Here is a 24735-nt window from a genome sequence, read left to right on the forward strand (position 1 = left end):
ACCCACCTGACCCGATTGTTCCGGGCTGCCCCGCGCGGACAGGCCACACCGACCGAGTCCCCTTAACTCACGAATACCGCAGCTTTCCCTACCGATTTCTTACCATAGGATCACAAACGCGTCGGCGATACCACTTCCGACAGATTTTCCGGGCGAAAGCGCCGCAGCCTTGCCGAAGGGTCAGGTCACTCGACAGGGGCGGGCGCGGGCGTGGGCGCGGGGGGCAGCGGCTCGGCCGGTTGCGCCAGCCGATCATCCGCCCAGGTGCCGCCCGCCACCTTGCCCGAGGCATAGCGCATCACCCCCGTGCCCTGGCGCCGCCCATGCACGAAATTGCCCTCGTAGACATCGCCATTGGCATAGGTGGCCTTGCCCGGTCCGTCGATCTCGCCCTCGCGCCACTGGCCCTCGTAGGTGAAGCCGTCGGGCATGACGAGCTTGCCCTGACCCGAGCGCTGCCCGGCCTCGAAGCCGCCCTCGTAGACGGTGCCATCGGGATGGGTGGCCTTGCCCTGGCCCTGACGGGTGCCGTCGGCCCAGTCGCCCTCGTAGACATAGCCGTCGGGGTAGGTCATCTTGCCCTTGCCATGCTGCCGGGCGGCCAGAAATTCGCCTTCATAAACAAGGCCGTTGGCGTAACGTGCCACGCCGCGGCCGGCGATGCTGCCCGCCAGCCAGCCGCCGTCATAGGTGGCGCCGTCGGGATAGGTGATCTTGCCCAGACCCTCGGGCATGTCATTCCGGAAATCGCCCTCGTAGACCGAGCCATCGGGGAATTTCGCCCGGCCCTTGCCTTCGATCCGGCCCTCGACCCAGCCGCCGGAATAGTCGTAGCCGTCCGCGCCGTGGAAGCGGCCCTGACCCTGCGGCTTGTCGGCGAAAAAATCGCCGTCATAGACATCGCCATTGGCATAGGCGACATGGCCCTTGCCCTGCCGCTTGCCCGCCACCATCTGGCCCTCGTAGCGATCGCCATTGGGCTGGATCAGCACGCCCTGACCCTCCATCTGGCCGCCTTTCCAGTCGCCCTCGTAGGTGACGCCGGTCTTCAGGACGAGCTTGCCCTTGCCCTCGCGCTGGCCCTTGACCATGTTGCCGTCATAGGTGGCGCCATCGGGATAGGTGATCTTGCCCGTGCCCTGTTTCATCCCCTGCACCCAGCCGCCTTCGTAGCGGTAGCCATCGGCGCCGGTCAGCACACCTGCGCCGTCATGCAGCGCATTGGTGAAGGTGCCCTCATAGCGCGTGCCGTTCGCGTAATGCGCGACGCCCTTGCCGGTGATCTGCCCCGCGACCCAGTCGCCCTCGTAGGTGCCGCCATCGGCAAAGGTGATCTTGCCACGGCCATCGGGTTTGCCGCGGGCGAAATGGCCTTCGTAGATCGAGCCGTCGGGAAATCGGGCGCGGCCTTGTCCGGCGATTTCACCCGCTTTCCACGCGCCCTCGTATTCATAGCCCGAGGGCAGGCGATATTTGCCGGTGCCGTCCTGCTTGCCGTCCTTGAACGTGCCCTCGTAGATGCCGCCGTCCTCGTATTGCTTCGAGACGACCTCCTGCGCCTGCGCCGCTGCCCCGGTCAGCACCAGCGCCGCCGCCAGTGTCAGTCTCCGTCTGCCTGCCTGCCCCATGCGCTTCCCCTGACTCGGACTGTCTGAACGGGGCAAACCTACTGGCGCGCAAAATGCGTGACAAGCGCCGAGCGGTTCACGGCTTTTCGCGCCCGGGTGCTTTTCCCCGCCCGCCCTTGGCGTTACATCAGGGACAACAGACAGGATCCAGCATGACCGAGAGTTTTCGCATCACCCTTGCGCAACTGAACCCGACCGTGGGGGCGCTGGCCGCCAATGCCGAAAAGGCGCTGGCCGCCTGGCAGGCTGGCCGTGCGGCGGGGGCCGATCTGGTGGCGCTGCCCGAGATGTTCCTGACCGGCTATCAGACTCAGGATCTGGTGCTGAAACCGGCCTTCCTGCGCGATGCGATGGCGGCGATGCAGGCCTTGGCGGCGCAGGTGACCGATGGTCCGGCGCTGGGCATCGGCGGGCCTCTTGTCGATGAGACCGGCAGTTACAATGCCTGGTGGGTGCTGAAGGACGGTCAGGTGATCACCCGCGCGCTGAAGCATCATCTGCCGCATGACGATGTTTTCGACGAGATGCGGCTCTTTGATCAGGGACCGGTTTCCGATCCCCTGCAGCTTGGTCCGGTGCGGCTTGGCATGCCCGTTTGCGAGGATGCCTGGCACCCGGACGTGTCTGGGGCCTTGGCCAAAGCGGGGGCCGAGGTGCTGATGGTGCCGAATGGCTCGCCCTATCGCCGCGCCAAGATCGATCTGCGGCTCGAGGTGACGCGGGCGCGGGTGGCGGAAACCGGCCTGCCGCTTGTTTATCTGAACATGGTGGGCGGGCAGGATGATCAGCTGTTCGACGGCGCGAGCTTCGTTCTGAACCCCGATGGCACGGTGGCGGTGCAGCTGCCCGCCTTCGAGGAAGCGGTGGTGCATCTCGATCTGGAAAAGACCGCGGCGGGCTGGCGCGCGGTGCCGGGCGAGATCGTGGCGCAGCCGGGCGATATCGAGCAGGATTACCGCGCGATGGTGCTGGGTTTGCACGATTACCTGCGCAAATCCGGGTTTTCCAAGGTGGTGCTGGGGCTGTCGGGCGGGATCGACTCGGCGCTTGTGGCGGTCATTGCCGCCGATGCCTTGGGGGCCGAGAACGTGCACTGCGTGATGCTGCCCTCGCGCTACACCTCGCAGGGGTCGCTTGACGATGCCGCCGATCTGGCGCGCCGCGTGGGGGCGCGGCTTGATACGGTCGAGATCGAAGGGCCGCGGGCGGCGGTCGAGGGCGCTCTGGCCCATGTGCTCGCGGGCACCGCGCCCGACGTGACCGAGGAGAACATCCAGTCGCGTCTGCGCGGCGTGATCCTGATGGCGATATCGAACAAGTTCGGCGCGATGCTTCTGACCACCGGCAACAAGTCCGAGGTGGCGGTGGGCTACTGCACCATCTACGGCGACATGGCGGGGGGCTACAACCCGCTGAAGGACCTTTATAAAACCCGGGTATTCGAGACCTGTCGGTGGCGCAATGCCACGCATCGGCCGTGGATGAAGGCGCCCGCGGGCGAGATCATTCCGGTCGCGATCATCGACAAGCCGCCGAGTGCCGAGCTGCGCGAGAACCAGAAGGATCAGGACAGCCTGCCGCCCTATGAGGTGCTGGATGCGATTCTGGAACGGCTGGTCGAGGGCGATCAGTCGGTCGATCAGATCGTCGCGGCCGGGTTTGACCGCGCCACGGTGAAGCGGATCGAGCATCTGCTTTACATCTCGGAATGGAAGCGCTTCCAATCCGCGCCGGGGCCCCGGCTGACGACGCGGGCGTTCTGGCTCGATCGGCGCTATCCGATGGTGAACCGCTGGCGGGATAACGTCTAAGCGGGGGCTTCGCCTGCGGTTGCCCTGACCGAGGCCATCGCCGAGGTCACTTGGGAGAGATGCCTCGTGACCGCCGAGGGCCCAAAGGCACTCGGCCAGCGCCCGCCCCGCCCGCGGCGGGCGCTTCTCGCCCGCCGGGTCAGGCGCTGGCCTCTGTCGTGCTTGGGAAAACGGTCCTGTGACCCCGTGCCGATGCGGGCGGGGAAAGGCAGTGCCTTTCCTGTTCCGCCCGAAACCCAGGCGCAGACAGGGGGAGGGGGCCTACGCCCCCACCCGCCGCCGGGCCGCGATCCGCAGGTCGCGATGCAGCGAGGAATAGGGCCAGTCTTCGGGATGCTTGGCCAATCCCAGACGCACCGGCGCCTCCCAGCAGGCGGCCAGCGCCCGGTTCACCTCGGCACTGTCGCGCAGCGGTTGGATCAGGATTTCCGGCAGCCAGATCGTCTCGGGGGCCTCGGGCGCGACTCGCTGTGCAAAATCGCGGCGGACCTGCGACCAGCGCGCCGACACCGCCCGCGGCCCCGGCGGCAGCGTCAGCACCGCATGCAGGTGATCGGGCAAGACCACCATCGCGCCGCAGACCGTGGGATGATCCGCCACCATCGCGGCCCAGGCGGCCCGCAGGTCTTCGATGTGATCCACAAGCAGACTGCCCCCCGCCCGCGCCAGGCGCAGCGTGAAGAACTGGGTCTGCCCCGGAAGAGGGAATCGGTCCATGATGCTCATGCACCGATCCTGCGCTCACAGGGTTAATGAACCCTGAATCTGTCCGAAGCGGACCTAGAAGTCGGCGGCGACCTCATACATCACCGGCTCGAAGCTGCGGCAGAGCGTGGCGATGTGGCGGTTCCTTGTGATCATCTCGGGGCTGCGCAGCATCGCCTGATAATCGCCGCGCTTTTGCCATTTCGAATAGGTGGCGATGCGGGTGTGGGCGTCATTCATGTGCAGCCCGGCGCCGATGAAGCCCTCGGACTTGCTGATGCAGTCGGTGTAGGCGGCCTTGAGCGCCTCCATCAGCTCCATCGCCGTCGCGGGCGTCATCTCGAAGGTGCAGATCACCGTCTGACCGGTGAAATCCTTGGTAATCTCGGCCATTCCATCCTCCCTTTCGGTCCTCTCCGGATCCAGAATGACGCAGTTGCCCGAAAAATCCACCCCCCTCGCGCAGGAGGCGCGATCTGCCCCGGGGGAAGACTCGCGCTCCGGTCGAATGTGACGAAACGATAACAGAAATGTTGCAAGCGGCTGGTTTTCGGGCAAGTCTTTCGAAGTCGGCCAAGACCGACCGCCGGGGACCGCCCTGTCAACAGACTGTCACAGAGAGCGCCTAGGTGCTGGCTGGTGCCCATAGTGGGCCCAACCTTCCGATAACGGGGAGAGAGACAGATGAAACCGATGCACGTCCTTGCAGGCGCCGCTGCGCTGATGGCCACGACGGCGCTTGTTCACGCCGAAGACATGGCCGCGCTGGAAGCTGCCGCCAAGGCCGAAGGCCAGCTGACGACGATCGCGCTACCGCATGACTGGTGTGGATACGGGGCGGTGATCGAGGGCTTCAAGGCCAAGTATCCGGGCATTACGATCAACGAGCTGAACCCCGATGCGGGCTCGGCCGACGAAGTGGAAGCGATTCGCGCCAACAAGGGCAACACCGGCCCGCAGGCGCCCGACGTGATCGACGTCGGTCTCGCCTTCGGCCCGCAAGCCAAGGAAGAGGGGCTGATCCAGCCCTACAAGGTCTCGACCTGGGATGACATCCCGGCCGAGGTGAAGGATGCCGACGGCTACTGGTATGGCGACTACTATGGCGTCATGTCGTTCATGGTGAACAAGGATCTCGTGCCGACCCCGCCCGCCGACTGGGCCGATCTGCTGAAATCGGACTACGCCGGTCAAGTGGCGCTGGCGGGCGATCCGCGCGCCTCGAACCAGGCGATCCTCGCGGTTCTGGCCGCGGGCATGGCCAATGGCGGCAAGGCTGGCGAAGAAGCCGGGACCAAGGGGCTCGACTACTTCAAGGCGATGAACGACGCGGGCAACTTCGTGCCGGTGATCGGCAAGGCCGGCACGCTGGCTCAGGGCGCGACGCCGATTGTCGTGATGTGGGACTACAACGCCCTTGCCGCGCGCGACACCCTCAAGGGCAACCCGCCGGTCGAGATCGTCGTGCCGCAGACGGGCGTTCTGGCGGGCGTTTATGTGCAGGCGATCTCGGCCTATGCGCCGCACCCGAATGCCGCGAAACTCTGGATGGAATACCTCTATTCGGATGAAGGTCAGAATCTCTGGCTGAAGGGCTACTGCCACCCGGCGCGCTTCAACGCGATGTCGGCGGCGGGCAAGGTTCCGGCGGAACTGCTCGCGGCGCTGCCGCCGGCTGACGCCTATGCCAAGGCCTATTTCCCGACCCTCGCCGAGGTGGATGCCAACAAGGCCGCCGTCACCGCGGGCTGGGACAAGGTCGTGGGCGCCAACGTCCAGTAATCGGCTCGACACAGTCTGCGCCGCCTCCGGGGGTCCCGGGGGCGGCTTTCCCGCTCCGGACCAAGGGTTCCCGTGACCGACACATCCCCCCCCGCCGCCCCGCCGATCGCGCCGCGCCGACGGTTGAGCTTTGCCTGGCTTGGCATCGTTCCCTTCGCGCTGTTCGTCGGGCTGTTCCTGATCGCGCCGACGATGAAGATCGTGATCGGCGCCTTCCAGCGCGCCGATGGCAGCTTCACGCTGGAAAATCTGGCCGGGCTCTTCACCCCCTCGATCCTGTCGAGCTACTGGATCTCGATCAAGATTTCCGTGGCCTCCGCCGCGCTGGGCGCGCTGATCGGGTTCCTGATGGCAGCCGCGATGGTGCTGGGTGGGCTGCCGCGCTTCATCCGCGCGCCTTTGCTCACCTTCTCCGGTGTTGCCTCGAACTTCGCGGGCGTGCCGCTCGCCTTCGCCTTCCTCGCCACGCTCGGACCGCTGGGCCTTGTGACGGTCTGGCTGCGCACCGAGTTCGGCATCAACCTGCGCGCCTATGGGTTCAACATCCTCAGCTTCTGGGGCCTGACGATCACCTATATCTTCTTTCAGATCCCGCTGATGATCCTGATCATCACCCCGGCGCTGGACGGGCTGAAGCGGGAATGGCGCGAGGCGGCGCAATCGCTTGGGGCCAGCGCCGTGCAATACTGGACCTCGGTCGCGCTGCCGATCCTGTTCCCCTCGCTTCTGGGCACCTTCGCGCTTCTCTTCGCCAATGCCTTCGGCGCCGTCGCCACCGCCATCGCGCTGACCGGGTCGAGCCTGAACATCGTGCCGATCATGCTGTTTGCGCAGATCCGCGGTGACGTGCTCGGCAATCCGCATCTGGGCTATGCGATGGCCTTTGGCATGATCCTGATCACCGCTCTGGCCAATATCCTTTATATCTGGCTGCGGATGCGGTCCGAAAGGTGGCTGAAATGAAGCGCCTTGCCGCCTGGGCCATTTTCATTTTCGGGATGGCCTATTTCATCCTGCCGCTGATCGGCATGGTGGAGTTCTCGCTCTCGATGCTGCGCGGCCAATACAGTTTCGAGGCCTATCGCGTCGTCTTTGCCGATCCGCGCTTCAGTCAGACGCTCAGCTATTCCGTGCTGATGGCGCTTCTGACCATCGTCTTCGGCGCGCTTCTGGTGGTGCCCACGGCGTTCTGGGTGCGGCTCAAGCTGCCCGAGTGGCGCCCGGTGATCGAATTCGTCACCCTGCTGCCGCTCGTCATCCCGGCCATCGTCATCGTCTTCGGCTATATCCGGCTTTACAACACCTCGAGCTGGCTGCCGCTGACCGGATCGACCACCGGCACCAACCTGCTCCTGCTCTTCGGCTATGCGACGCTGAGCCTGCCTTACATGTATCGCTCGATCGATACCGGGCTGCGCACCATCGACGTGGCGACGCTGACCGAGGCCGCGCAATCGCTCGGCGCAGGGTGGGTGACGATCCTCGCACGGGTGATCCTGCCGAACGTGCTTGTCTCGGTGCTCTCGGGCGCGTTTGTCACCTTCGCCATCGTCATGGGTGAATTCACGCTGGCGGCGCTGCTCGACCGACCCGCCTTCGGGCCTTACCTGCAGCTGATGGGGGCGAACCGCGCCTATGAACCCTCGGCGCTTTCGACCCTGACCTTCATCATCACCTGGGCCTGCATGGGGCTGATCCAGCTCGTGACCCGGTTCACCAAACACGACAAGGCCCCGAGATGAGCTATCTTTCGCTGACCCATCTGGAAAAAAGCTTCGGCACGCTGCGCGTGGTGAAAGACTTCAACCTGACCGTGGAGAAGGGCGAGTTCATCTCGCTGCTCGGCCCTTCGGGCTGCGGCAAGACCACCGTGCTGCGGATGGTGGCCGGGTTCGAGCTGCCGACCTCTGGCGCGATCACCATCGCCGGCAAGGAGGTGACGGACCTCAAGCCGAACCAGCGCAATATCGGCATGGTGTTTCAGGCTTACGCGCTGTTTCCGAACCTGACCGTGGCGCAGAACGTCGGTTTCGGGCTCAAGGTCAAGGGCACGCCCAAGGCCGCGATCGACAAGCGGGTCGAGGAGATGTTGTCGCTGATCGGCCTGCCCGATCTGGGCAACCGCTATCCGTTCCAGCTTTCGGGCGGGCAACAGCAGCGCGTCGCGCTGGCCCGGGCGCTGGCGCCGAAACCTTCGGTGCTGCTGCTTGACGAACCGCTCTCGGCGCTCGACGCCAAGGTGCGGGTATCCTTGCGCAACGAGATCCGGGCGATCCAGCGCGAGCTGGGTATCACGACGATCTTCGTCACCCATGATCAGGAAGAGGCGCTGTCGATGTCGGACCGCGTCGTGGTGATGCACGAGGGCATCGCCGATCAGGTCGGCACGCCCTTTGACATCTACAACCGCCCCTCGACCCGCTTCGTCGCCAGCTTCGTCGGGACGCTGAACACGCTCAATGTGCAGGTGCTTGATGCGGCGAATGGCCGGGTGAAGCTGGGCGCGACCGAGATTGCGCTGGGCCGGTCGCTGCCCTCGGGGCCCGTGACGCTGGGTCTGCGCCCCGAGGCGGTGACGCTGGGGCAGGGGAACCACGACACGCGGCTTTCGGCGACGATCCGCGAGGTCGATTTCCTTGGCTCGGTGATCCGGCTGCGCGCCGATCTGGCGGGCCAGCCGATCGCGTTCGACACGTTCAACAACAGCCACGCCGCGCCGCCGGAAGTGGGAACCGAGGTCACGCTCGGCCTCAATGCGGCGGATCTGCTCGTTATCGGCGGCTAAGGGCGGGGGCTCTGCCCCCGCACCCCCGGGATATTTGGGGCAAGATAAATGAGAAGCGCAGATCGTGCTTTTATCTTGCCCCAAATATCCCGGGGGGTGAATTGCCGAAGGCAAGAGGGGGGCAGCGCCCCCCTACTTCCGCCCACGAAAGAACCGCGCGCGCTCGTAAAGCGCTTCAAGCCGCGCCATCCGGTCTGCCGTCGTCTGCCAGGTCAGATCCTGCACCGCGGCCATCAGCGTCTCGACAAGCAGTTGAATGGCCACCGTGCTGTCCCAGGCCGAGGGCACCTCGACTTGAACCGAGAACCGATAGCGCGCATGCGCCGCCGCCGGGCTCACCCAGGGGTCGGTGACCAGCACCACCTCGGCCCCCTGTTCGGCTGCCATCTCGACCAGTTGCAGCACGTTGTTTTCATAGCGCCGGATGTCGAAGACCAGAAGCACATCGCCGCGCCGCATCTCTAAAAGCGCGGGCGGCCAGGCGTTCGAGACCGGCATCAGCAACTCGACCTCGGGGCGGATCACCTTCATGTGGGTGACGAAATATTCCGCCATGGCGAGCGTGATCCGGCCGCCCGTGGCAAAAACCTTGCGCGCGGGATCGGCCATGAGCTGCGCCGCAGCATCGAAATCCTGCTGATCGATCTGAGCGAGCGTCGCCTGCAGATTGCCCAGCACCGCATCGGCGAAGCGGTTGAGAACATGGGCTTTCGGCGCCTGCGCCGACCAGCGGTCGTGCTTTGACAAGGGCCCTTCGAGCCGCGCCTCCAACTCGTCGCGCACCGCCGCCTGCAGCCCCGGATAGCCGCCAAAGCCCATCTTCTGCGCCAGCCGCACCACCGTCGGCGAGCTGACCTGCGCCGCCTTCGCCAGCTGCGTGACCGAGCCGAGCAATGCCACCGGATAATGCCGCAGCACATGCCCCGCCAGCTGCCGCTCGGCGCGGGTCATCGTCTCGATGGCGCCGCGCAGCTGCTCCTCGATCGTGGCCTTGCCTGCTGCCAAAACGGGCACCTCGCTGCGGCAAAGGCTGTCTGCCTCCGCCGAACAGATTGTAACAGAATTGCTCCCCTTGAAATAATGTTGACAGTTTCTTGCGTCCGGTCAAGCCTGCAAGACAGGAGATCGCAGAATCGCCGTCAAGACCAGGGAGCCAAGGTGGAAGATCCGACAGAAGGCGCGGTCGTCATCGAGGGAGACGCGGCTGCAAGCCCGTTCGTTCTCGTCTGTGAACATGCCGCGAATGCCTTTCCCGCCCGCTGGGGCGATCTGGGCCTGAGCCCGGCCGAACGTGACGCCCATATCGCCTGGGACCCGGGCGCGCTGGGTCTGGCCCGGGCGCTGGCGCGGCGGCTTGATGCGGCGCTGGTGCGGGCCACGACCTCGCGGCTGATCTATGATCTGAACCGGCCGCCGCAGTCGAAAGGCGCGAGCGCGGCGCGGTCCGAAATCTACACGATCCCCGGCAATGAAGCCCTGTCGCCCGCGGCGCGGCGCGACCGGACCCGTGCGCTTTACCTGCCGTTTCACGCCGCGCTGCGCGGGCTTTTGGCCGAGCGTCTGGCGCTGGGGCAAAGCCCGGTCGTGATCACCATCCATTCCTTCACCCCGCTCTGGCACGGCCAGCCCCGCGCTGTCGAATTCGGCATCATCCATGACGCCGATCCCGCATTGGCGCATGCGATCTTCGAGACGGCGAAGGCCCAGACCACGCTCGACGCACGGCTGAACGAGCCTTACTCTGCCGCCGACGAAGTCACCCATACGCTGGCGCTTCAGGCCACGCCGATGGGGCTGAGGAATGCGATGCTGGAGATCCGCAACGATCTGATCGCCGACACGTCCGCGCAGGAGGCGATGGCCGAGCGCCTCGCCCCGGTGCTGCTTGCGGCGCTCGCGAAACTGCGTGCCACCGAGGAGACAGCCTGATGCCGCGCGCCCTTGTTGCCTATGTGCAGTTCGTCGACGGTCTGAACCGGCGGATCGGCCGGTTCGCCATGTATCTGCTGTATATCATCATGGCGATCATGATCTGGTCGATGGTGACGAAGGCGTTCCACATCCCGGCGCTGTGGACGCTCGAGATGGCCCAGTTCACGCTGGTCGCCTATTACATGCTGGGGGCGCCTTGGGCGCTGCAGACCGATGTGAACGTGCGGATGGACCTGATCTATGGGCGGCTGTCGCACAAGGGGCAGGCGCTGACGGATGTGTTCACCGTCTTCTGCCTGATGTTCTATCTCGGCGTGATGCTTTACGGCGCCTTCGACAGCACCGTCTATTCCTACGAGATGAACGAAAAGAACCCGACCGCCTGGCGCCCGGTGCTTTGGCCGATCAAGACCATCATCACGCTGAGCTTCGGGCTGATGCTTCTGCAATCCGTCTCGCTTCTGATCCGTGACGTGGCCACCCTGCGCGGGGAGAAGATCTGATGGATTACAATACTATTGCCGCCCTGATGTTCTCGACGATGCTGCTGATGATGCTGACGGGGCAGCGCGTCTTTGGCGCGATCGGGATCGTCGCCGTCGTGGCCGCGCTGACGCTTTGGGGCGATGGCGGCACCGACATGGGCTTTTCCGCCGTGATGAAGCTGATGAAATGGACCGCGCTGCTGACGTTGCCGATGTTCGTCTTCATGGGCTATGTGATGAGCGAAACGCGCCTCGCCGAGGATCTCTACCGGATGTTTCACGTCTGGATGGGGCCGCTGCCGGGGGGCTTGGCGATCGGCACGGTGCTGCTGATGGTGCTGATTTCCGCGATGAACGGCCTTTCCGTCGCGGGGATGGCGATCGGCGCTACCATCGCGCTGCCCGAGTTGCAGCGGCGCGGCTATGACAAGCTGATGATTTCGGGGGTGATTCAGGCGGGCTCATCGCTTGGCATCCTGATCCCGCCCTCGGTCGTGCTTGTGCTTTACGCGATGATCGCGCGCCAGCCGGTGTCGAACCTGTGGCTGGCCGGGATCATGCCGGGGCTGCTGATGGCGGCGCTTTTCATCCTCTACATCATCATCCGTACCTGGCTGAACCCGTCGCTCGCGCCGCGGATGTCGGCCGAGGAACGCGCCGCGATCAGCCGCGCCGAGAAGTTCCAGCTTCTGCGCGCAGGGCTGCTGCCGGTCTTCATCTTCGTCGCGATGATGCTGCCCTTCATCAAGGGCTGGGCCTCGCTCACCGAAACCTCGGTCGTCGGTGTGGCCGCCACCGTGCTTGTTGCCTGGGCCAAGGGCCGGATGAGCTGGTATGTCCTTGAAACCGCGACGAAACAGACGCTGCTGATCACCGTGATGTTCATGATGATCATCACCGCGGCGCTGTCCTTTGGCGCGGTCTTCGACGGGCTCGGGGCGGGCCGCTCGATCCAGACCTTCTTCACCGAGGATCTGGGGCTCGCGCCTTGGCAGATCCTGGTGCTGATGCAGGTCAGCTTCCTGATCATGGGGATGTTTCTCGATGACACCGCGATGCTCGTCATTGTTGCCCCGGTCTATGTCAGCCTCACGAAGGCGCTCGGCTACGATCTGATCTGGTACGGCGTGCTTTACACGATCACCTGCCAGATCGCCTATCTGACCCCGCCCTTCGGCTATAACCTGTTCCTGATGAAGGCCCTTGCGCCGCCGGAATACACGCTGCCGGTGATTTACCGCTCGGTCTGGCCCTTCGTTCTGGTGATGATCCTGACGCTTGTCCTGATCATGGTGTTTCCGCAAATCGCGCTTTGGCTGCCGCAGGTGATGCTCGGGCGCTGAGTGAACGACCCCGAAAATGGGGCATCAACCGACAAGGAGAGAGAAATGACGACGACCAGACGGAAGTTCCTCACCACCGGCGCGGTGGGTGTTGCGGCGGGGCTGGCGACGCCGGCGCTGGCGCAATCGGCGCCGATCAAATGGCGGCTGCAGACCTATGCCGGCACGGTGCTGGCCGAGCAGGTGGTCAAGCCCGCCATCGACGCCTTCAACACCATCGCCAATGGCCAGATGGAGATCGAGCTTTACACCTCGGACCAGCTCGTTCCCACGGGCGAGCTGTTCCGGGCGATGCAGAACGGCACCATCGATGCGGTGCAGTCGGACGATGACAGCATGGCCTCGCCCACTGAAGTCACCGTGTTCGGCGGCTATTTCCCGCTCGCCTTGCGCTATTCGCTCGATGTGCCCGCGCTTTTCAACGAATGGGGCCTCGATCAGATCTGGAAGGAAGAATACGCCAAGGTCGGCATCAAGCACATCTCGGCGGGCTCGTGGGATCCGTGCAACTTCAACATGAAGGAGCCGGTGAAATCGCTCGCCGATCTGAACGGCAAGCGCGTCTTCACCTTCCCGACCGCCGGGCGCTTCCTGGCGCAATTCGGCGTGATCCCGGTCACCCTGCCGTGGGAAGACGTGGAAGTGGCGCTGCAAACCGGCGAACTCGATGGCCTTGCCTGGTCGGGCATCACCGAGGATTACACCTCGGGCTGGTCGAAGGTCGCGCCCTATTTCCTGACGAACAACATCTCGGGCGCCTGGATCGGGCATTTCTTCGCCAACATGGAGCGCTGGAACGCCGTGCCGCCGCATCTGCAGCAGCTCATGCAGACCTGTTTCGACCAGTCGCATTATCGCCGTCAGTGGTGGTATTGGGCGGGCGAAGCCAAGCTGCGCGTCGAGGGCGCCGACATGACGCTGACCTCGCTTCCGCCCGAGGATTATGCCAAGATCGAGGAAGCCGCGACGAAGTTCTGGGACGAGATCGCCGCTGAGAGCCCGCTGAAGGCGAAGGTGGTCGAAATCATCAAGAAATACAACGACACGATGGTCAAGGCCGGCGTGCCCTATCGCTACTGATCGGTGGGGCCGGGGGGACCAGCCCCGGCCCTTCCCCGCCCGAGGAGGAGAGAGAGATGCCCGCAAACCTGACCTTCGCCGCGCTGAAGGATGCCGTCGCCAAGGGCGAGATCGACACCGTCATCACCTGCATCTGCGACATGCAGGGTCGCTTGCAGGGCAAGCGCTTCCATGCCGCGCATTTCGTCGAAAGCGCGCATGAGGAGACGCATTGCTGCAACTATCTGCTGGCGACCGACATGGAGATGATCACCGTGCCGGGCTACAAGGCGTCCTCGTGGTCGCGCGGCTATGGCGACTATGTGATGAAGCCCGACCTGTCGACCTTGCGCACGATCCCCTGGGCGCCGGGCACGGCGCTGGTGATGTGCGATGTGCTCGATCACCACACCCATGAGCTTGTCCCGCATGCGCCGCGCACCGTGCTGAAACGCCAGATCGAGCGCGCCAAGGCGATGGGCTTTGACGTGATGATGGCGACCGAGCTTGAATTCTTCCTCTTCGAGGAAAGCTTCCCGGCGCTCTTTGATGCGGGCTATCCGCTGCCGACGCCGATGGCGCGCTACAATGTCGATTACAACCTGATGGGCTCGGCGCGCGACGAAAAGATCATGCGCGAGATCCGCAACAAGCTTTACGCCGCGGGCATTCCGATCGAATGCTCGAAGGGCGAGGCGGAAGCCGGTCAGGAAGAGGTCAACGCGAAATATTCGGACGCGCTCGACACTGCCGACATGCATTCGCTGATCAAGCTGGGCGTGAAGGAAATCGCCCAGCAGCATGGGGCGAGCGTGACCTTCATGGCGAAATACGATCACCGCAAGGCGGGCTCGTCGAGCCATATCCACCAGTCGCTCTGGAAAGAGGGCAAGAATGCCTTTTACGACAGCGCGGCCGAGCATGGCATGAGCCAGGTGATGCGGCATTATCTGGCCGGTCAGCTGGCCTTTTCGCGCGAGATCGCGGTCTTCCTTGCCCCCTATGTGAACAGCTACAAGCGCTTCTGCGTCGGCATGTTCGCGCCGACGAAGGCGGTCTGGTCGCTGGACAACCGCACCGCGGGCTATCGCATCTGTGGCGAGAACACGAAATCGGTCCGCGTCGAATGCCGGATCGGGGGCGCCGATCTCAACCCCTATCTGGCCTGTGCCGCGCTGCTGGCGGCGGGGCTCGAGGGGATTGAACAGATGCTCGATCCGGGCAAGCCGGTGAATGGCGACCTGTATCAGTCCGAGACCGCGCCGGAAGTGCCGCGCTCGCTGATCGAGGCGGCCGAGGCGCTGAAGGATTCCGATTTCCTGACCCGGGCCCTTGGGGCCGATGTGGTCGAGCATTACTACCATGCCGCGCGCTGGGAGATCGAGGAAAGCCTGCGGGTGGTGACCGATTTCGAGCGTCACCGGGGCTTCGAGCGCGCGTAACAGTTTCACGGGGCCGGAGGGGCTCCAAAGGAAGGTCGACATGACGAAGATGATCCAATGTATCTCGCCCGTGGATGGGCGGGTCTATGCGGAGCGCCCGGCGCTGACGCTCGCCGAGGCCGAGGAGGTTGCGGCCCGTGCGCGCGCGGCGCAGGTGGACTGGGCGGCGCGTCCGCTGGCGGAGCGCATCGCGCTGGTAAAGGCCGGGGTGGCCAAGCTGAACGAAATGAAAGACCGCGTGGTCGAGGAACTGGCTTGGCAGATGGGCCGTCCGACGCGGTTTGGCGGGGAATTCGGCGGCGTGAACGAGCGCACGAATTACATGTCCGAGATCGCCGAAAAGACCCTCGCGGCCACCGTGGTCGAAGACAGCGAGAAGTTCCGCCGCACTCTCGCGCGCGAACCCGTGGGCGTCGTCTTCATCATCGCGCCGTGGAACTATCCCTACCTCACCACGGTCAACACGCTGGTTCCGGCGCTGATCGCGGGCAACAGCGTCGTGCTGAAACATGCCACGCAAACCATGCTGGTGGGCGAGCGTCTGGTCGAGGCCTTCCTTGAGGCGGGCCTGCCCGAGGATGTGTTCCAGAATGTCTATCTGACCCATGACGTGACCGAGGAACTGCTGCAGAACCGCGCCTTCAACTTCATCAACTTCACCGGCTCGGTCGGTGGTGGTGCTGCGATCGAGCGCGCGGCGGCGGGCACCTTCACCGGGCTCGGGCTGGAACTCGGCGGCAAGGACCCGGGCTACGTGATGGACGACGCCGATCTGGACGCCGCCGTGGACAGCCTGATGGATGGGGCGATGTTCAACGCCGGTCAGTGCTGCTGCGGCATCGAGCGGATCTATGTGCATGAAAGCCTTTACGATGCCTTTGTCGAAAAGGCGGTCGCCTGGGTCAAGGCGCTGAAACTTGGCAATCCGTTCGATCCGGCGACGACGCTCGGGCCGATGGCGAACAAGCGCTTTGCCCATGTCGTGCGCGAGCAGGTGGCGGAAGCCATCGCCGAGGGCGCGACGGCGCTGATCGATCCGGCGCTTTTCCCCGAAGACGACGGCGGCGCTTACCTCGCCCCGCAGATCCTCGTGAACGTGAACCACGAGATGCGGGTGATGCGCGAGGAAAGCTTCGGCCCGGTGGTCGGCATCATGTCGGTCGCCAATGACGAAGAGGCGATCGCCGCGATGAATGACAGCCCTTACGGCCTGACCTGCTCGCTCTGGACCAAGGATGTCGAGCGCGCGGCCGCCATCGGCGCGCGGATCGAGACCGGCACCGTCTTCATGAACCGCTGCGATTACCTCGACCCGGCCCTGTGCTGGACCGGCTGCAAGGACACCGGCCGCGGCGCCGCGCTGTCGGCGCTTGGCTATTACTCGGTCACCCGGCCGAAATCCTACCATCTGAAGAAGGTGACGAAATGAGCGTTCCGAACAGAAACTGGAACTACCCGACGCCGATCAAATTCGGCTGCGGCCGGATCGCGGAGCTGGCCGAGCATTGCAAGTCGGTCGGCATCACGAAGCCGCTTCTGGTCACCGACAAGGCCTTGGCCTCGCTGCCGATCACGAGCCAAGCGCTTGATGTGATGGACAAGGGCGGGCTTGGCCGGGCGGTCTTTTCCGAGGTCGATCCGAACCCGAACGAGGGCAACATGGCCGCGGGCATCGCCGTCTACAAGGCGGGCGGCCACGATGGCGTGATCTGTTTTGGCGGCGGCTCGGCGCTTGATCTGGGAAAGATGATCGCGCTGATGGCCGATCAGCGGGCCGACCTGTCGGTCTGGGATCTGGAGGATGTGGACGACTGGTACACCCGCGCCGATGCCACGAAGATCGCGCCGATCGTCGCCGTGCCGACGACCGCGGGGACGGGCTCGGAAGTCGGCCGCGCCGGGGTGCTGACGAATTCCGCCACCCACAAGAAGAAGATCATCTTCCATCCGAAGCTGATGCCCGCGGTCACGATCTGCGACCCGGAGCTGACGGTGGGCATGCCCGCCTTCATCACCGCGGGGACCGGCATGGATGCGCTGGCGCACTGCCTCGAGGCCTATTGTTCGCCCTTCTACCACCCGATGTCGCAGGGCATCGCACTGGAAGGGATGCGGCTTGTCTTTGAAAACCTGCCCAAGGTCTACAAGGATCCGAAGGACATCGAGGCCCGCGCGCATATGATGTCGGCCGCCGCGATGGGCGCCGTTGCCTTCCAGAAGGGGCTGGGCGCGATCCATTCGCTGTCGCACCCGGTCGGCGCGGTCTACGGCACCCACCACGGCACCACGAATGCCTGCGTGATGCCGATGGTGCTCGACTACAACCGCGCCGCCATCGAGGAGCGGATCGAGAAGGCCGCGGCCTATATCGGCATCGCGGGCGGCTTCGATGGCTTCCGCGCCGCGGTGGTGGCGCTGAACAAGGAGCTGAACATCCCCGATACCCTCACCAAGATGGGTGTGAAGCGTGAAGACCTCGACATGCTGACCGAGATGGCTCTGGAAGATCCGTCTTGCGGCGGCAACCCGATCGAGATGACGCGGGAAAACACCCGCGCGCTCTTCGACACCTGCATGTGAGGGTCCGGCCCGGCGGTTCCACGCGCCGCCGGGCCCAACCCCCATCTGTTGCGGCTTTGCTGCCATGCCCCGACATTCCGGCCCAAAAGACTGCGTTTCGCTCTCGTCTCGACAAGGAAAACGGGTATAACGAGGAAAAGACTGGGGAGGTCCTCGTGCAGACTGCGATTGCGCCCGTGACGCAACAGGGAAAATCCGGCTTCGGCCGCTGGCTTTCGGCCACGAGCCTTGTCGTCCTTGCCGCCGCGATCGGTGCGGGGCCCGCACAGGCCGATCCGCTTGTGGGCAAGACGCCCAATACCTTCGGGATGCCGGGCGGGCTCGACCTGCCCAGTGCCGAGATGTATTCGGATGGCCAGCTGGGCATCGGCATGACGGCGCTGGAAGATGGCACCACCCGCGGCACCCTGACCTTCCAGATCGCGCCGCATCTTGTCGGCGCCTTCCGCTATTCCCGCGTGCCGGGGCTGATGCCGGTCAAGGATGACAACGACGTTCCGACCGGCGCCTATACCGCGCTTTATGACCGCTCCTTCGACATCCGCTGGCAGATGTTCGAGGAGGGGCGCTATCGTCCCGCCCTCGCCGTCGGTCTGAATGATTTCGTCGGCACCGGGGTCTATTCTTCGGAATATATCGTTGCGACGAAGAGCTTTGGCGACCGGCTGCGGGTTTCGGCGGGTCTGGGCTGGGGGCGGCTGGGCTCGAACGGGTCGATCGGCTCGATCGGCACCCGGCCGGACTATGACTACGGTTCGAACGGCGGGCAGTTCAACGGCAAATCCTGGTTCCGGGGCGATGTCGCGCCGTTCCTGGGCGTGGCCTGGGCGATGAATGATCGCCTGACCTTCAAGGCCGAATATTCTTCGGATGCCTATGTGAAGGAAACCGAACTCGGGGATTGGGACCCCAAGACCGCGGTCAATATCGGCGCCGATTACCAGCTGGGCGCCTTTACCCACATGCAGCTGTTCCTGATGCATGGTGACAAGCTCGGCTTCCAGATCACCCGCGCCATTGATCCGCATGAGCCGCCCTTTGCCTCGGGTATCGAAAAGGCGCCGCTGCCGGTGCAGCCGCGCCCGCCGCTGTCGGCCGACCGGCTCGGCTGGTCCGGCGAATGGAGCAAGGACCCGACCGCGCAGCCCGCCATTCAGGGCGCGCTGGCAGAGTCGCTTGCAAAGGACGGGCAGGTGCTCGAGTCGATGTCGCTGAGCGCGACCCGGGCCGAGCTGCGGATCCGCAACATGACCTATGGCGCGCAGCCGCAGGCGATCGGCCATGCCGCGCGTGTCGCCACCCGCGCGCTGCCGCCCTCGGTCGAGACGATCACCATCACCTCGGTCGAGCGGGGGCTGGCGATTTCCTCGGTCACCTTCCACCGCCGCGATCTTGAGCGGCTCGAAAACACCCGCGCCCTCGACATTCTGCCCACGACCACGATCACCGCCGCCGATGCGCATGATCCGGCGCAGGTGCGCACGGCCGATCTTTACCCGCGCTTCCGCTGGGGGCTGACCCCCTATGCCGAGGCCTCGATCTTCGACCCCGACAACCCGCTGCGGGCCGATTTCGGGGCGCAGCTGTCGGCGAAGTTCGAAGTGACGCCGGGCTTCGTCTTCTCGGGTCTCGTGCGGCAGAAGGTTGCCGGCAACCTTGATGCCTCGACGCGCGTGTCGGATTCCGTGGTGCAGCATGTGCGCTCGGATCTGGTCGAGTATCAGCGCAACGGCGATCTGGCGCTGCAATATCTGACTGTCAGCCACTACGGCCAGCCGCTGCCCAACGTCTTCTCGCGGGTGACGGTGGGCTATCTGGAGCGGATGTATGGCGGGGTTTCGGGCGAGTTGCTCTGGAAACCGGTCGACAGTCGGCTGGCGCTGGGCGTCGAGACGAACTGGGTGAAGCAGCGCGACTTCGATCAGCATTTCGGCTTCCAGGACTATGCGACCACCACCGGCCACGTCTCGGCCTATTACGACTTCGGCAAGGGCTATGTCGGCGAGCTGCATATGGGCCGCTATCTGGCGCAGGACTGGGGCGGCACGGTCGAGCTGGACCGCGAATTCGAAAACGGCTGGAAGGTCGGCGCCTTTGCGACGATCACCGACATGTCGTCGGAGGATTACGGCGAGGGCTCCTTTGACAAGGGCATTCGTCTGACCATCCCGGTCGCCTGGAGCACCGGCAAGCCTTCGGTCAATACGCTCACGACCACGATCCGGCCGCTGCAACGCGACGGGGGCGCGCGTCTTGATATCGATGGGCGGCTCTATGACACCATTCATGGTGCGCAGACCGGAACGCTCTACAACGAATGGGGGAGATTCTGGCGATGACGGGACAGCGTCGGGCCACTTTGGCCGCGCTGGTCCTCGCCACCGTGCTGGGCGCTTGCGGCACGGATCAGACCCGGCTTGAAACCGGGCGCGAGGCGACGGCCGAAGTGAAGAACATGGTGACGGGGCTTTTCCGTCGCGGGCCGAAGGCGGCCGCCCCGGATCCTCAGGTCATTGCCCGCGAGGCTTTGAATGCGAATGCGGGGCCGTTGATCCTTGTCTCGCTCGAGGCGACGAAGTCGACCTCGGTCTTTGCGCAGCGCGGCGAAAACAACGGCATGCGGACCTGGCTCTCGCCTGCGGGGCAGGGGGTCATCACCCGGTCCGGCGTGCTGGCCGGAACGCGCGGTTTCGGCAACGATCTGATGTCGTCCGACATCGGCCCGATGATTGCGGCGGTGCAGGGGCGTCGGGCGCAGGCGCTGAAGATCGAATTGCGCTATCTCGACGGGCTCGGCAAGGAACGCCCGCTGCCGCTGGACTGCACGTCCGGCACGGCGGCCGCAACCGCCTATGATTTCGCCGGGATGCATTTCGCGGGCACGCCCGTCGCCGTGCATTGCGAGGGCTACGGCTTCAAGTTCGACAACAGCTATATCGTCGCGAGTTCGGGGACCATCGTCGCCTCGCGGCAATGGATCGGGCCGCGGCTCGGCTATCTGACCATCCAGTCGCTGCGCAACTGAGTTTGACGACAGATCGAATCGACAGGGGCACCCGATCGGGTGCCCCTTGTCGTTTGCGCCGTCAGGCAGGCGAAGCCCCGCGTTTCGGGATTTCAAAAAGAATAAGACCGGAAAGCTTGCGCTTTCCGGCCAAATCGAGCGTGCTCGATCGTCGAACTTAGTTCGACGAAGCGGCCACGGCCACGCCGACGAGCAGCAGAGCCGGGATCAGGATGCCCGCGTTCGACGACGAGGTGCCGGCGACGACCGGGGTCGATTCGACGACCGGAGCAGTGTAGCCGCCAGCGAAAGCGGTCGAAGCCGAGAGGCCGAGGGCCAGGGCGATGGTAGCGATCTTTTTCATGTCAATCTCCGTCATTGCTGTAGAGAGCCGCCAAGCCCGGCAGCATCATGGCGAGAAAAGCATATGAGCCTCTAAATGCAAAGGGGAATTCGCTGAGGTTTCTGCATTGGTCCGGCGAGGTGTTGCAGTTTGGCACTCGTTTGCCGCATTGCGTTGCTGCAAAGCGGCATCACGTCTGTCGCCCGACCCGGCGCGCGAATAGTCGCCATTTTTAAGACGGTTGCATCGCTTTCATGTGCCTGGTGTAAGGCTTGGATTGACTTCATGGGGCGGGGGATCGAAATTCTGCCCAAACTGCGAAAGGATTGGCGATGAAGATTGCAATGATCGGCACGGGCTATGTCGGTTTGGTTTCGGGTGTGTGTTTCTCCGACTTTGGCCATGACGTCATTTGCGTTGACAAGGACCCCGGCAAGATCGAGCGGCTGAACCGGGGCGAAGTGCCGATCTACGAACCCGGGCTCGATGTTCTGATGGCGAAGAACGTGGCCGCGGGGCGGCTGTCGTTCACCGGGGATCTTGCGGCGGCGGTCGATGGCGCGGATGCGGTCTTCATCGCGGTCGGCACGCCGACCCGGCGCGGCGATGGTCATGCCGATCTGAGCTATGTGATGGCCGCAGCCGAAGAAATTGCGGCGGCTTTGACCGGTTACACTGTCGTGGTGACGAAATCGACCGTGCCGGTGGGCACGAACCGGCAGGTCAGGCAGGTGATCCGCAAGGCGCGTCCGGAGGCCGAATTCGATGTCGCTTCAAACCCGGAATTCCTGCGCGAGGGCGCCGCGATCGACGATTTCATGCGTCCTGACCGGGTCGTCGTCGGTGTCTCGTCGGAGCGCGCGAAGGACGTGATGGGCGAAATCTACCGTCCGCTTTTCCTGCGCGAATTCCCGATCCTCTACACCGATCTCGAAACCGCCGAGATGATCAAATACGCGGCCAATGCCTTCCTCGCGACGAAGATCACCTTCATCAACGAGATCGCGCGGCTGTGCGAAAAGGTCGGCGCCGATGTCAAGGAAGTGGCGCGCGGCATGGGGCTGGATGGCCGGATCGGCAACAAGTTCCTGCATGCCGGGCCGGGCTATGGCGGCTCGTGCTTCCCCAAGGATACCCAGGCGCTGGCACGGATGGGGCAGGATCACGCCGTGCCGATGCAGATCACCGAGACGGTGATCAAGGTCAACGACGAGGTGAAGCGGCGGATGATCGACAAGATCGTCGATCTTTGCGGCGGGTCGGTGAATGGAAAAACCATTACGGTGCTTGGGGTTACTTTCAAGCCCAACACGGATGACATGCGCGATGCGCCGTCCTTGACCATCGTGCCCGCGCTGATCGGGGCGGGGGCCAAGGTCCGTGTCGTCGATCCGCAGGGGATGCGGGAAGCCCAGCACATGCTGCCCGGCGTGAACTGGATGGACGACGCCTACAAGGCGGCGCAGAAATCCGATTGCGTCGTGCTGCTGACCGAATGGAACGAGTTCCGCGCCCTTGATCTGAAGAAACTGGCGAAGAAGATGACGACCGCGCGGATGGCGGATCTGCGCAACATTTATTCCGCGAAGGATGCGAAGAAGGCGGGCTTCGAGGGCTACGTCAGCGTCGGTCGGTAAGGGCAGGGCCCTTACCGCTTCTTCGGCCGCTTCACCCCGCCGCGCTGCCCCGGCCGCCCGGCGGTGGAGCGGCCCTTGGCCTGCGTGGCGGCCTCCACCGCTTCCTCGACCGCCGATTGCCGCGCCAGCGGATCATCGGCCACGGCCAGCTCGACGGCCTCCAACCGCCGCACCTCGTCGCGCAGACGGGCCGCTTCCTCGAATTCGAGGTTCTCGGCCGCCTTGCGCATTTTCAACCTGAGCGCCTCCAAATGGGCGGCCAGGTTCGATCCGACTTGCACATTTTCAACCTTGGCGGTGACGCGGGACATATCCGTGTCGCCCTGCCACAGACCGGCGAGCACGTCCTCGACATTCTTGCGCACGGTCTGCGGTGTGATCCCGTGTTCAAGGTTGTAGGCGATCTGCTTTTCGCGCCGCCGGTTGGTTTCGTTCAACGCGCGGCTCATCGAGCCGGTGATGCGGTCGGCATACATGATCACCCGGCCATCGGCGTTCCGCGCCGCCCGCCCGATCGTCTGGATCAGCGAGGTTTCCGAGCGCAGGAACCCCTCCTTGTCGGCGTCGAGAATGGCGACAAGACCGCATTCGGGAATGTCGAGCCCCTCGCGCAAAAGGTTGATGCCGATCAGCACGTCGAAAGCCCCCAGACGCAGGTCGCGCAGGATCTCGATACGCTCGATCGTGTCGATGTCGGAATGCATGTAGCGCACCCGGATGCCCTGTTCGTGCAGATATTCGGTCAGATCCTCGGCCATGCGCTTGGTCAGCGTCGTCACCAGAATGCGCAGCCCCCGCGCCGCGACCTTGCGGATTTCATCCAGAAGATCATCGACTTGCGTCTCGACCGGTCGGATTTCGACCTCCGGGTCCAGTAGTCCTGTCGGTCGGATCACCTGTTCGGCAAAGACGCCGCCGGTCTGTTCCAACTCCCAGGGCGCGGGCGTCGCAGACACAAAGACCGACTGCGGCCGCATCGCATCCCATTCCTCGAATTTCAGCGGCCGGTTGTCCATGCAACTGGGCAACCTGAAGCCGTGCTCGGCGAGGGTAAACTTGCGCCGATAGTCGCCGCGATACATGCCGCCGATCTGCGGCACGGTCACATGCGATTCGTCGGCAAAAACGATTGCGTTGTCGGGGATGAATTCGAACAGCGTCGGCGGCGGCTCGCCCGGGGCGCGGCCGGTCAGATAGCGCGAATAGTTCTCGATGCCCGAGCACACCCCGGTGGCCTCGAGCATCTCGAGGTCGAAATTCGTGCGCTGTTCCAGCCTTTGCGCCTCGAGCAGCTTGCCTTCGTCGTTCAACTGCTTGAGCCGCAGCGCCAGTTCGGCCCGGATCGATTTCGTCGCCTGCTGCAGGGTGGGGCGGGGGGTCACATAGTGGCTGTTCGCATAGATTCGGATCTGGGTGAAACTATCCGTTTTCGAACCTGTGAGCGGGTCAAACTCGGTGATTGCCTCCAATTCCTCCCCAAAAAACGAGAATCGCCAGGCGCGGTCCTCCAAGTGGGCAGGCCAGAGATCGACAGTGTCGCCCTTGACCCGAAACGCCCCGCGCTGGAAGGCGGCATCGAGGCGCTTGTATTGCTGCGCCACCAGATCGGCGAGGAACTTGCGCTGGTCATAAAGGTTGCCGACGGTCAGATCCTGCGTCATCGCCGAATAGGTCTCGACCGAGCCGATGCCGTAGATGCACGAGACCGAGGCGATGATGATCACGTCGTCCCGTTCCAGAAGCGCCCGGGTGGCGGAGTGGCGCATCCGGTCGATCTGTTCGTTGATCATCGATTCCTTCTCGATATAGGTGTCGGTGCGGGCGACATAGGCCTCGGGCTGGTAGTAATCGTAGTAGGAGACGAAATACTCGACCGAGTTGTCGGGGAAGAAGCCCTTGAATTCGCCGTACAATTGCGCGGCCAAGGTCTTGTTGGGCGCCAGGATGATGGCCGGGCGCTGTGTCGCCTCGATCACCTTCGCCATCGTATAGGTCTTGCCGGTGCCGGTGGCGCCCAGAAGCACCTGATCGCGCTCGCCCGACAGAACGCCCGCCGACAGTTCCGCAATCGCCGTCGGCTGGTCGCCCGCGGGGGAAAATTCGCTCTTCATCACGAATCGCTTGCCGCCTTCGAGCTTCGGACGGGTCAGAACCTCGGGGCGCGGGGGCGGGCGGTCGGTGGTATTATGGGGCATGGGG

Annotated in this window: 21 protein-coding genes; 15 read left to right on the forward strand and 6 right to left on the reverse strand. The window is 64.3% G+C overall.

From position 1 onward, the window contains the following. Positions 1 to 185: 185 nt before the first annotated feature. Positions 186 to 1628, reverse strand: a complete 1443-nt coding sequence (locus C8J30_RS08065; protein WP_110805333.1) for an MORN repeat-containing protein — start codon at positions 1626 to 1628, stop codon at positions 186 to 188. A 152-nt stretch (positions 1629 to 1780) separates the two neighbouring features. Between C8J30_RS08065 and C8J30_RS08070 the strand changes: the two genes are divergently transcribed. Beyond that, entirely contained in the window at positions 1781 to 3439 is a 1659-nt protein-coding gene (locus tag C8J30_RS08070) for an NAD+ synthase (RefSeq protein ID WP_110805334.1), read from the forward strand. A gap of 261 nt (positions 3440 to 3700) precedes the next feature. On the opposite strand, the gene C8J30_RS08075 is transcribed toward C8J30_RS08070, so the two are convergent. Continuing rightward, positions 3701 to 4165: an REP-associated tyrosine transposase gene (locus C8J30_RS08075; protein WP_110805335.1), complete on the reverse strand. Its 465-nt coding sequence runs from the start codon at positions 4163 to 4165 to the stop codon at positions 3701 to 3703. A gap of 54 nt (positions 4166 to 4219) precedes the next feature. Continuing rightward, positions 4220 to 4537, reverse strand: a complete 318-nt coding sequence (locus C8J30_RS08080; protein WP_110805336.1) for an antibiotic biosynthesis monooxygenase — start codon at positions 4535 to 4537, stop codon at positions 4220 to 4222. 291 nt (positions 4538 to 4828) lie between these two features. Here C8J30_RS08080 and C8J30_RS08085 point away from each other — a divergent pair, with 291 nt between their 5' ends. The 4 genes from C8J30_RS08085 to C8J30_RS08100 all read left to right on the forward strand — a co-directional run bounded on the left by C8J30_RS08085 (position 4829) and on the right by C8J30_RS08100 (position 8711). After that, on the forward strand, positions 4829 to 5926 hold the full coding sequence (locus C8J30_RS08085) for an ABC transporter substrate-binding protein (RefSeq protein ID WP_110805337.1): 1098 nt from the start codon (positions 4829 to 4831) through the stop codon (positions 5924 to 5926). A gap of 72 nt (positions 5927 to 5998) precedes the next feature. Then, a complete protein-coding gene (locus C8J30_RS08090; protein ID WP_394341920.1) occupies positions 5999 to 6889 on the forward strand; it encodes an ABC transporter permease in 891 nt (296 codons plus the stop codon). Further along, positions 6886 to 7668 carry an ABC transporter permease gene (locus C8J30_RS08095; protein ID WP_110805338.1) on the forward strand — a complete coding sequence of 261 codons (783 nt, stop codon included), beginning with the start codon at positions 6886 to 6888 and terminating at the stop codon, positions 7666 to 7668. The genes C8J30_RS08090 and C8J30_RS08095 overlap by 4 nt, the downstream gene beginning before the upstream one ends. Next, positions 7665 to 8711, forward strand: coding sequence for an ABC transporter ATP-binding protein (locus C8J30_RS08100; RefSeq protein WP_110805339.1), 1047 nt, complete (start codon positions 7665 to 7667; stop codon positions 8709 to 8711). The genes C8J30_RS08095 and C8J30_RS08100 overlap by 4 nt, the downstream gene beginning before the upstream one ends. 132 nt (positions 8712 to 8843) lie before the next feature. Here the strand turns inward: C8J30_RS08100 and C8J30_RS08105 are convergent, their stop codons facing one another. After that, positions 8844 to 9716, reverse strand: a complete 873-nt coding sequence (locus C8J30_RS08105; protein ID WP_110805340.1) for a MurR/RpiR family transcriptional regulator — start codon at positions 9714 to 9716, stop codon at positions 8844 to 8846. A gap of 153 nt (positions 9717 to 9869) precedes the next feature. On the opposite strand from C8J30_RS08105, the gene C8J30_RS08110 reads away from it, so the two are divergent. The 9 genes from C8J30_RS08110 to C8J30_RS08150 all read left to right on the forward strand — a co-directional run bounded on the left by C8J30_RS08110 (position 9870) and on the right by C8J30_RS08150 (position 20577). After that, entirely contained in the window at positions 9870 to 10640 is a 771-nt protein-coding gene (locus C8J30_RS08110) for an N-formylglutamate amidohydrolase (RefSeq protein WP_245909729.1), read from the forward strand. Then, a complete protein-coding gene (locus C8J30_RS08115; protein WP_110805342.1) occupies positions 10640 to 11146 on the forward strand; it encodes a TRAP transporter small permease subunit in 507 nt (168 codons plus the stop codon). The genes C8J30_RS08110 and C8J30_RS08115 overlap by 1 nt, the downstream gene beginning before the upstream one ends. After that, positions 11146 to 12471: a TRAP transporter large permease gene (locus C8J30_RS08120; RefSeq protein WP_110805343.1), complete on the forward strand. Its 1326-nt coding sequence runs from the start codon at positions 11146 to 11148 to the stop codon at positions 12469 to 12471. The genes C8J30_RS08115 and C8J30_RS08120 overlap by 1 nt, the downstream gene beginning before the upstream one ends. Positions 12472 to 12516: 45 nt before the next feature. Then, on the forward strand, positions 12517 to 13551 hold the full coding sequence (locus tag C8J30_RS08125) for a TRAP transporter substrate-binding protein (RefSeq protein ID WP_110805344.1): 1035 nt from the start codon (positions 12517 to 12519) through the stop codon (positions 13549 to 13551). A gap of 56 nt (positions 13552 to 13607) precedes the next feature. Beyond that, positions 13608 to 14972, forward strand: coding sequence for a glutamine synthetase family protein (locus C8J30_RS08130; RefSeq protein ID WP_110805345.1), 1365 nt, complete (start codon positions 13608 to 13610; stop codon positions 14970 to 14972). Positions 14973 to 15012: 40 nt separating this feature from the next. Next, a complete protein-coding gene (locus tag C8J30_RS08135; RefSeq protein ID WP_110805346.1) occupies positions 15013 to 16401 on the forward strand; it encodes an aldehyde dehydrogenase family protein in 1389 nt (462 codons plus the stop codon). After that, positions 16398 to 17552, forward strand: a complete 1155-nt coding sequence (locus C8J30_RS08140; protein ID WP_110805347.1) for an iron-containing alcohol dehydrogenase — start codon at positions 16398 to 16400, stop codon at positions 17550 to 17552. Before C8J30_RS08135 ends, C8J30_RS08140 begins: the two co-directional genes overlap by 4 nt. 155 nt (positions 17553 to 17707) lie before the next feature. Continuing rightward, entirely contained in the window at positions 17708 to 19891 is a 2184-nt protein-coding gene (locus tag C8J30_RS08145; protein WP_245909730.1) for a YjbH domain-containing protein, read from the forward strand. Beyond that, the gene (locus C8J30_RS08150; RefSeq protein WP_181420813.1) at positions 19888 to 20577 is read left to right on the forward strand and encodes a YjbF family lipoprotein; all 690 of its coding nucleotides are present in this window, start codon (positions 19888 to 19890) and stop codon (positions 20575 to 20577) included. Before C8J30_RS08145 ends, C8J30_RS08150 begins: the two co-directional genes overlap by 4 nt. Before the next feature lie 157 nt (positions 20578 to 20734). Here C8J30_RS08150 and C8J30_RS08155 read toward each other — a convergent pair whose 3' ends face one another. After that, a complete protein-coding gene (locus C8J30_RS08155; protein ID WP_013067107.1) occupies positions 20735 to 20920 on the reverse strand; it encodes a hypothetical protein in 186 nt (61 codons plus the stop codon). A gap of 311 nt (positions 20921 to 21231) precedes the next feature. Here C8J30_RS08155 and C8J30_RS08160 point away from each other — a divergent pair, with 311 nt between their 5' ends. Beyond that, the gene (locus C8J30_RS08160; RefSeq protein ID WP_110805350.1) at positions 21232 to 22536 is read left to right on the forward strand and encodes a UDP-glucose dehydrogenase family protein; all 1305 of its coding nucleotides are present in this window, start codon (positions 21232 to 21234) and stop codon (positions 22534 to 22536) included. Between the two features lie 11 nt (positions 22537 to 22547). On the opposite strand, the gene uvrB is transcribed toward C8J30_RS08160, so the two are convergent. Continuing rightward, positions 22548 to 24731 (reverse strand): excinuclease ABC subunit UvrB, encoded by a 2184-nt coding sequence (uvrB, locus tag C8J30_RS08165; RefSeq protein ID WP_110805351.1) that lies wholly within the window; start codon positions 24729 to 24731, stop codon positions 22548 to 22550. Positions 24732 to 24735: the final 4 nt, after the last annotated feature.

The sequence above is a fragment of the Rhodobacter viridis genome, from assembly GCF_003217355.1.
GTDB classification, from domain to species: Bacteria; Pseudomonadota; Alphaproteobacteria; order Rhodobacterales; family Rhodobacteraceae; genus Rhodobacter; species Rhodobacter viridis.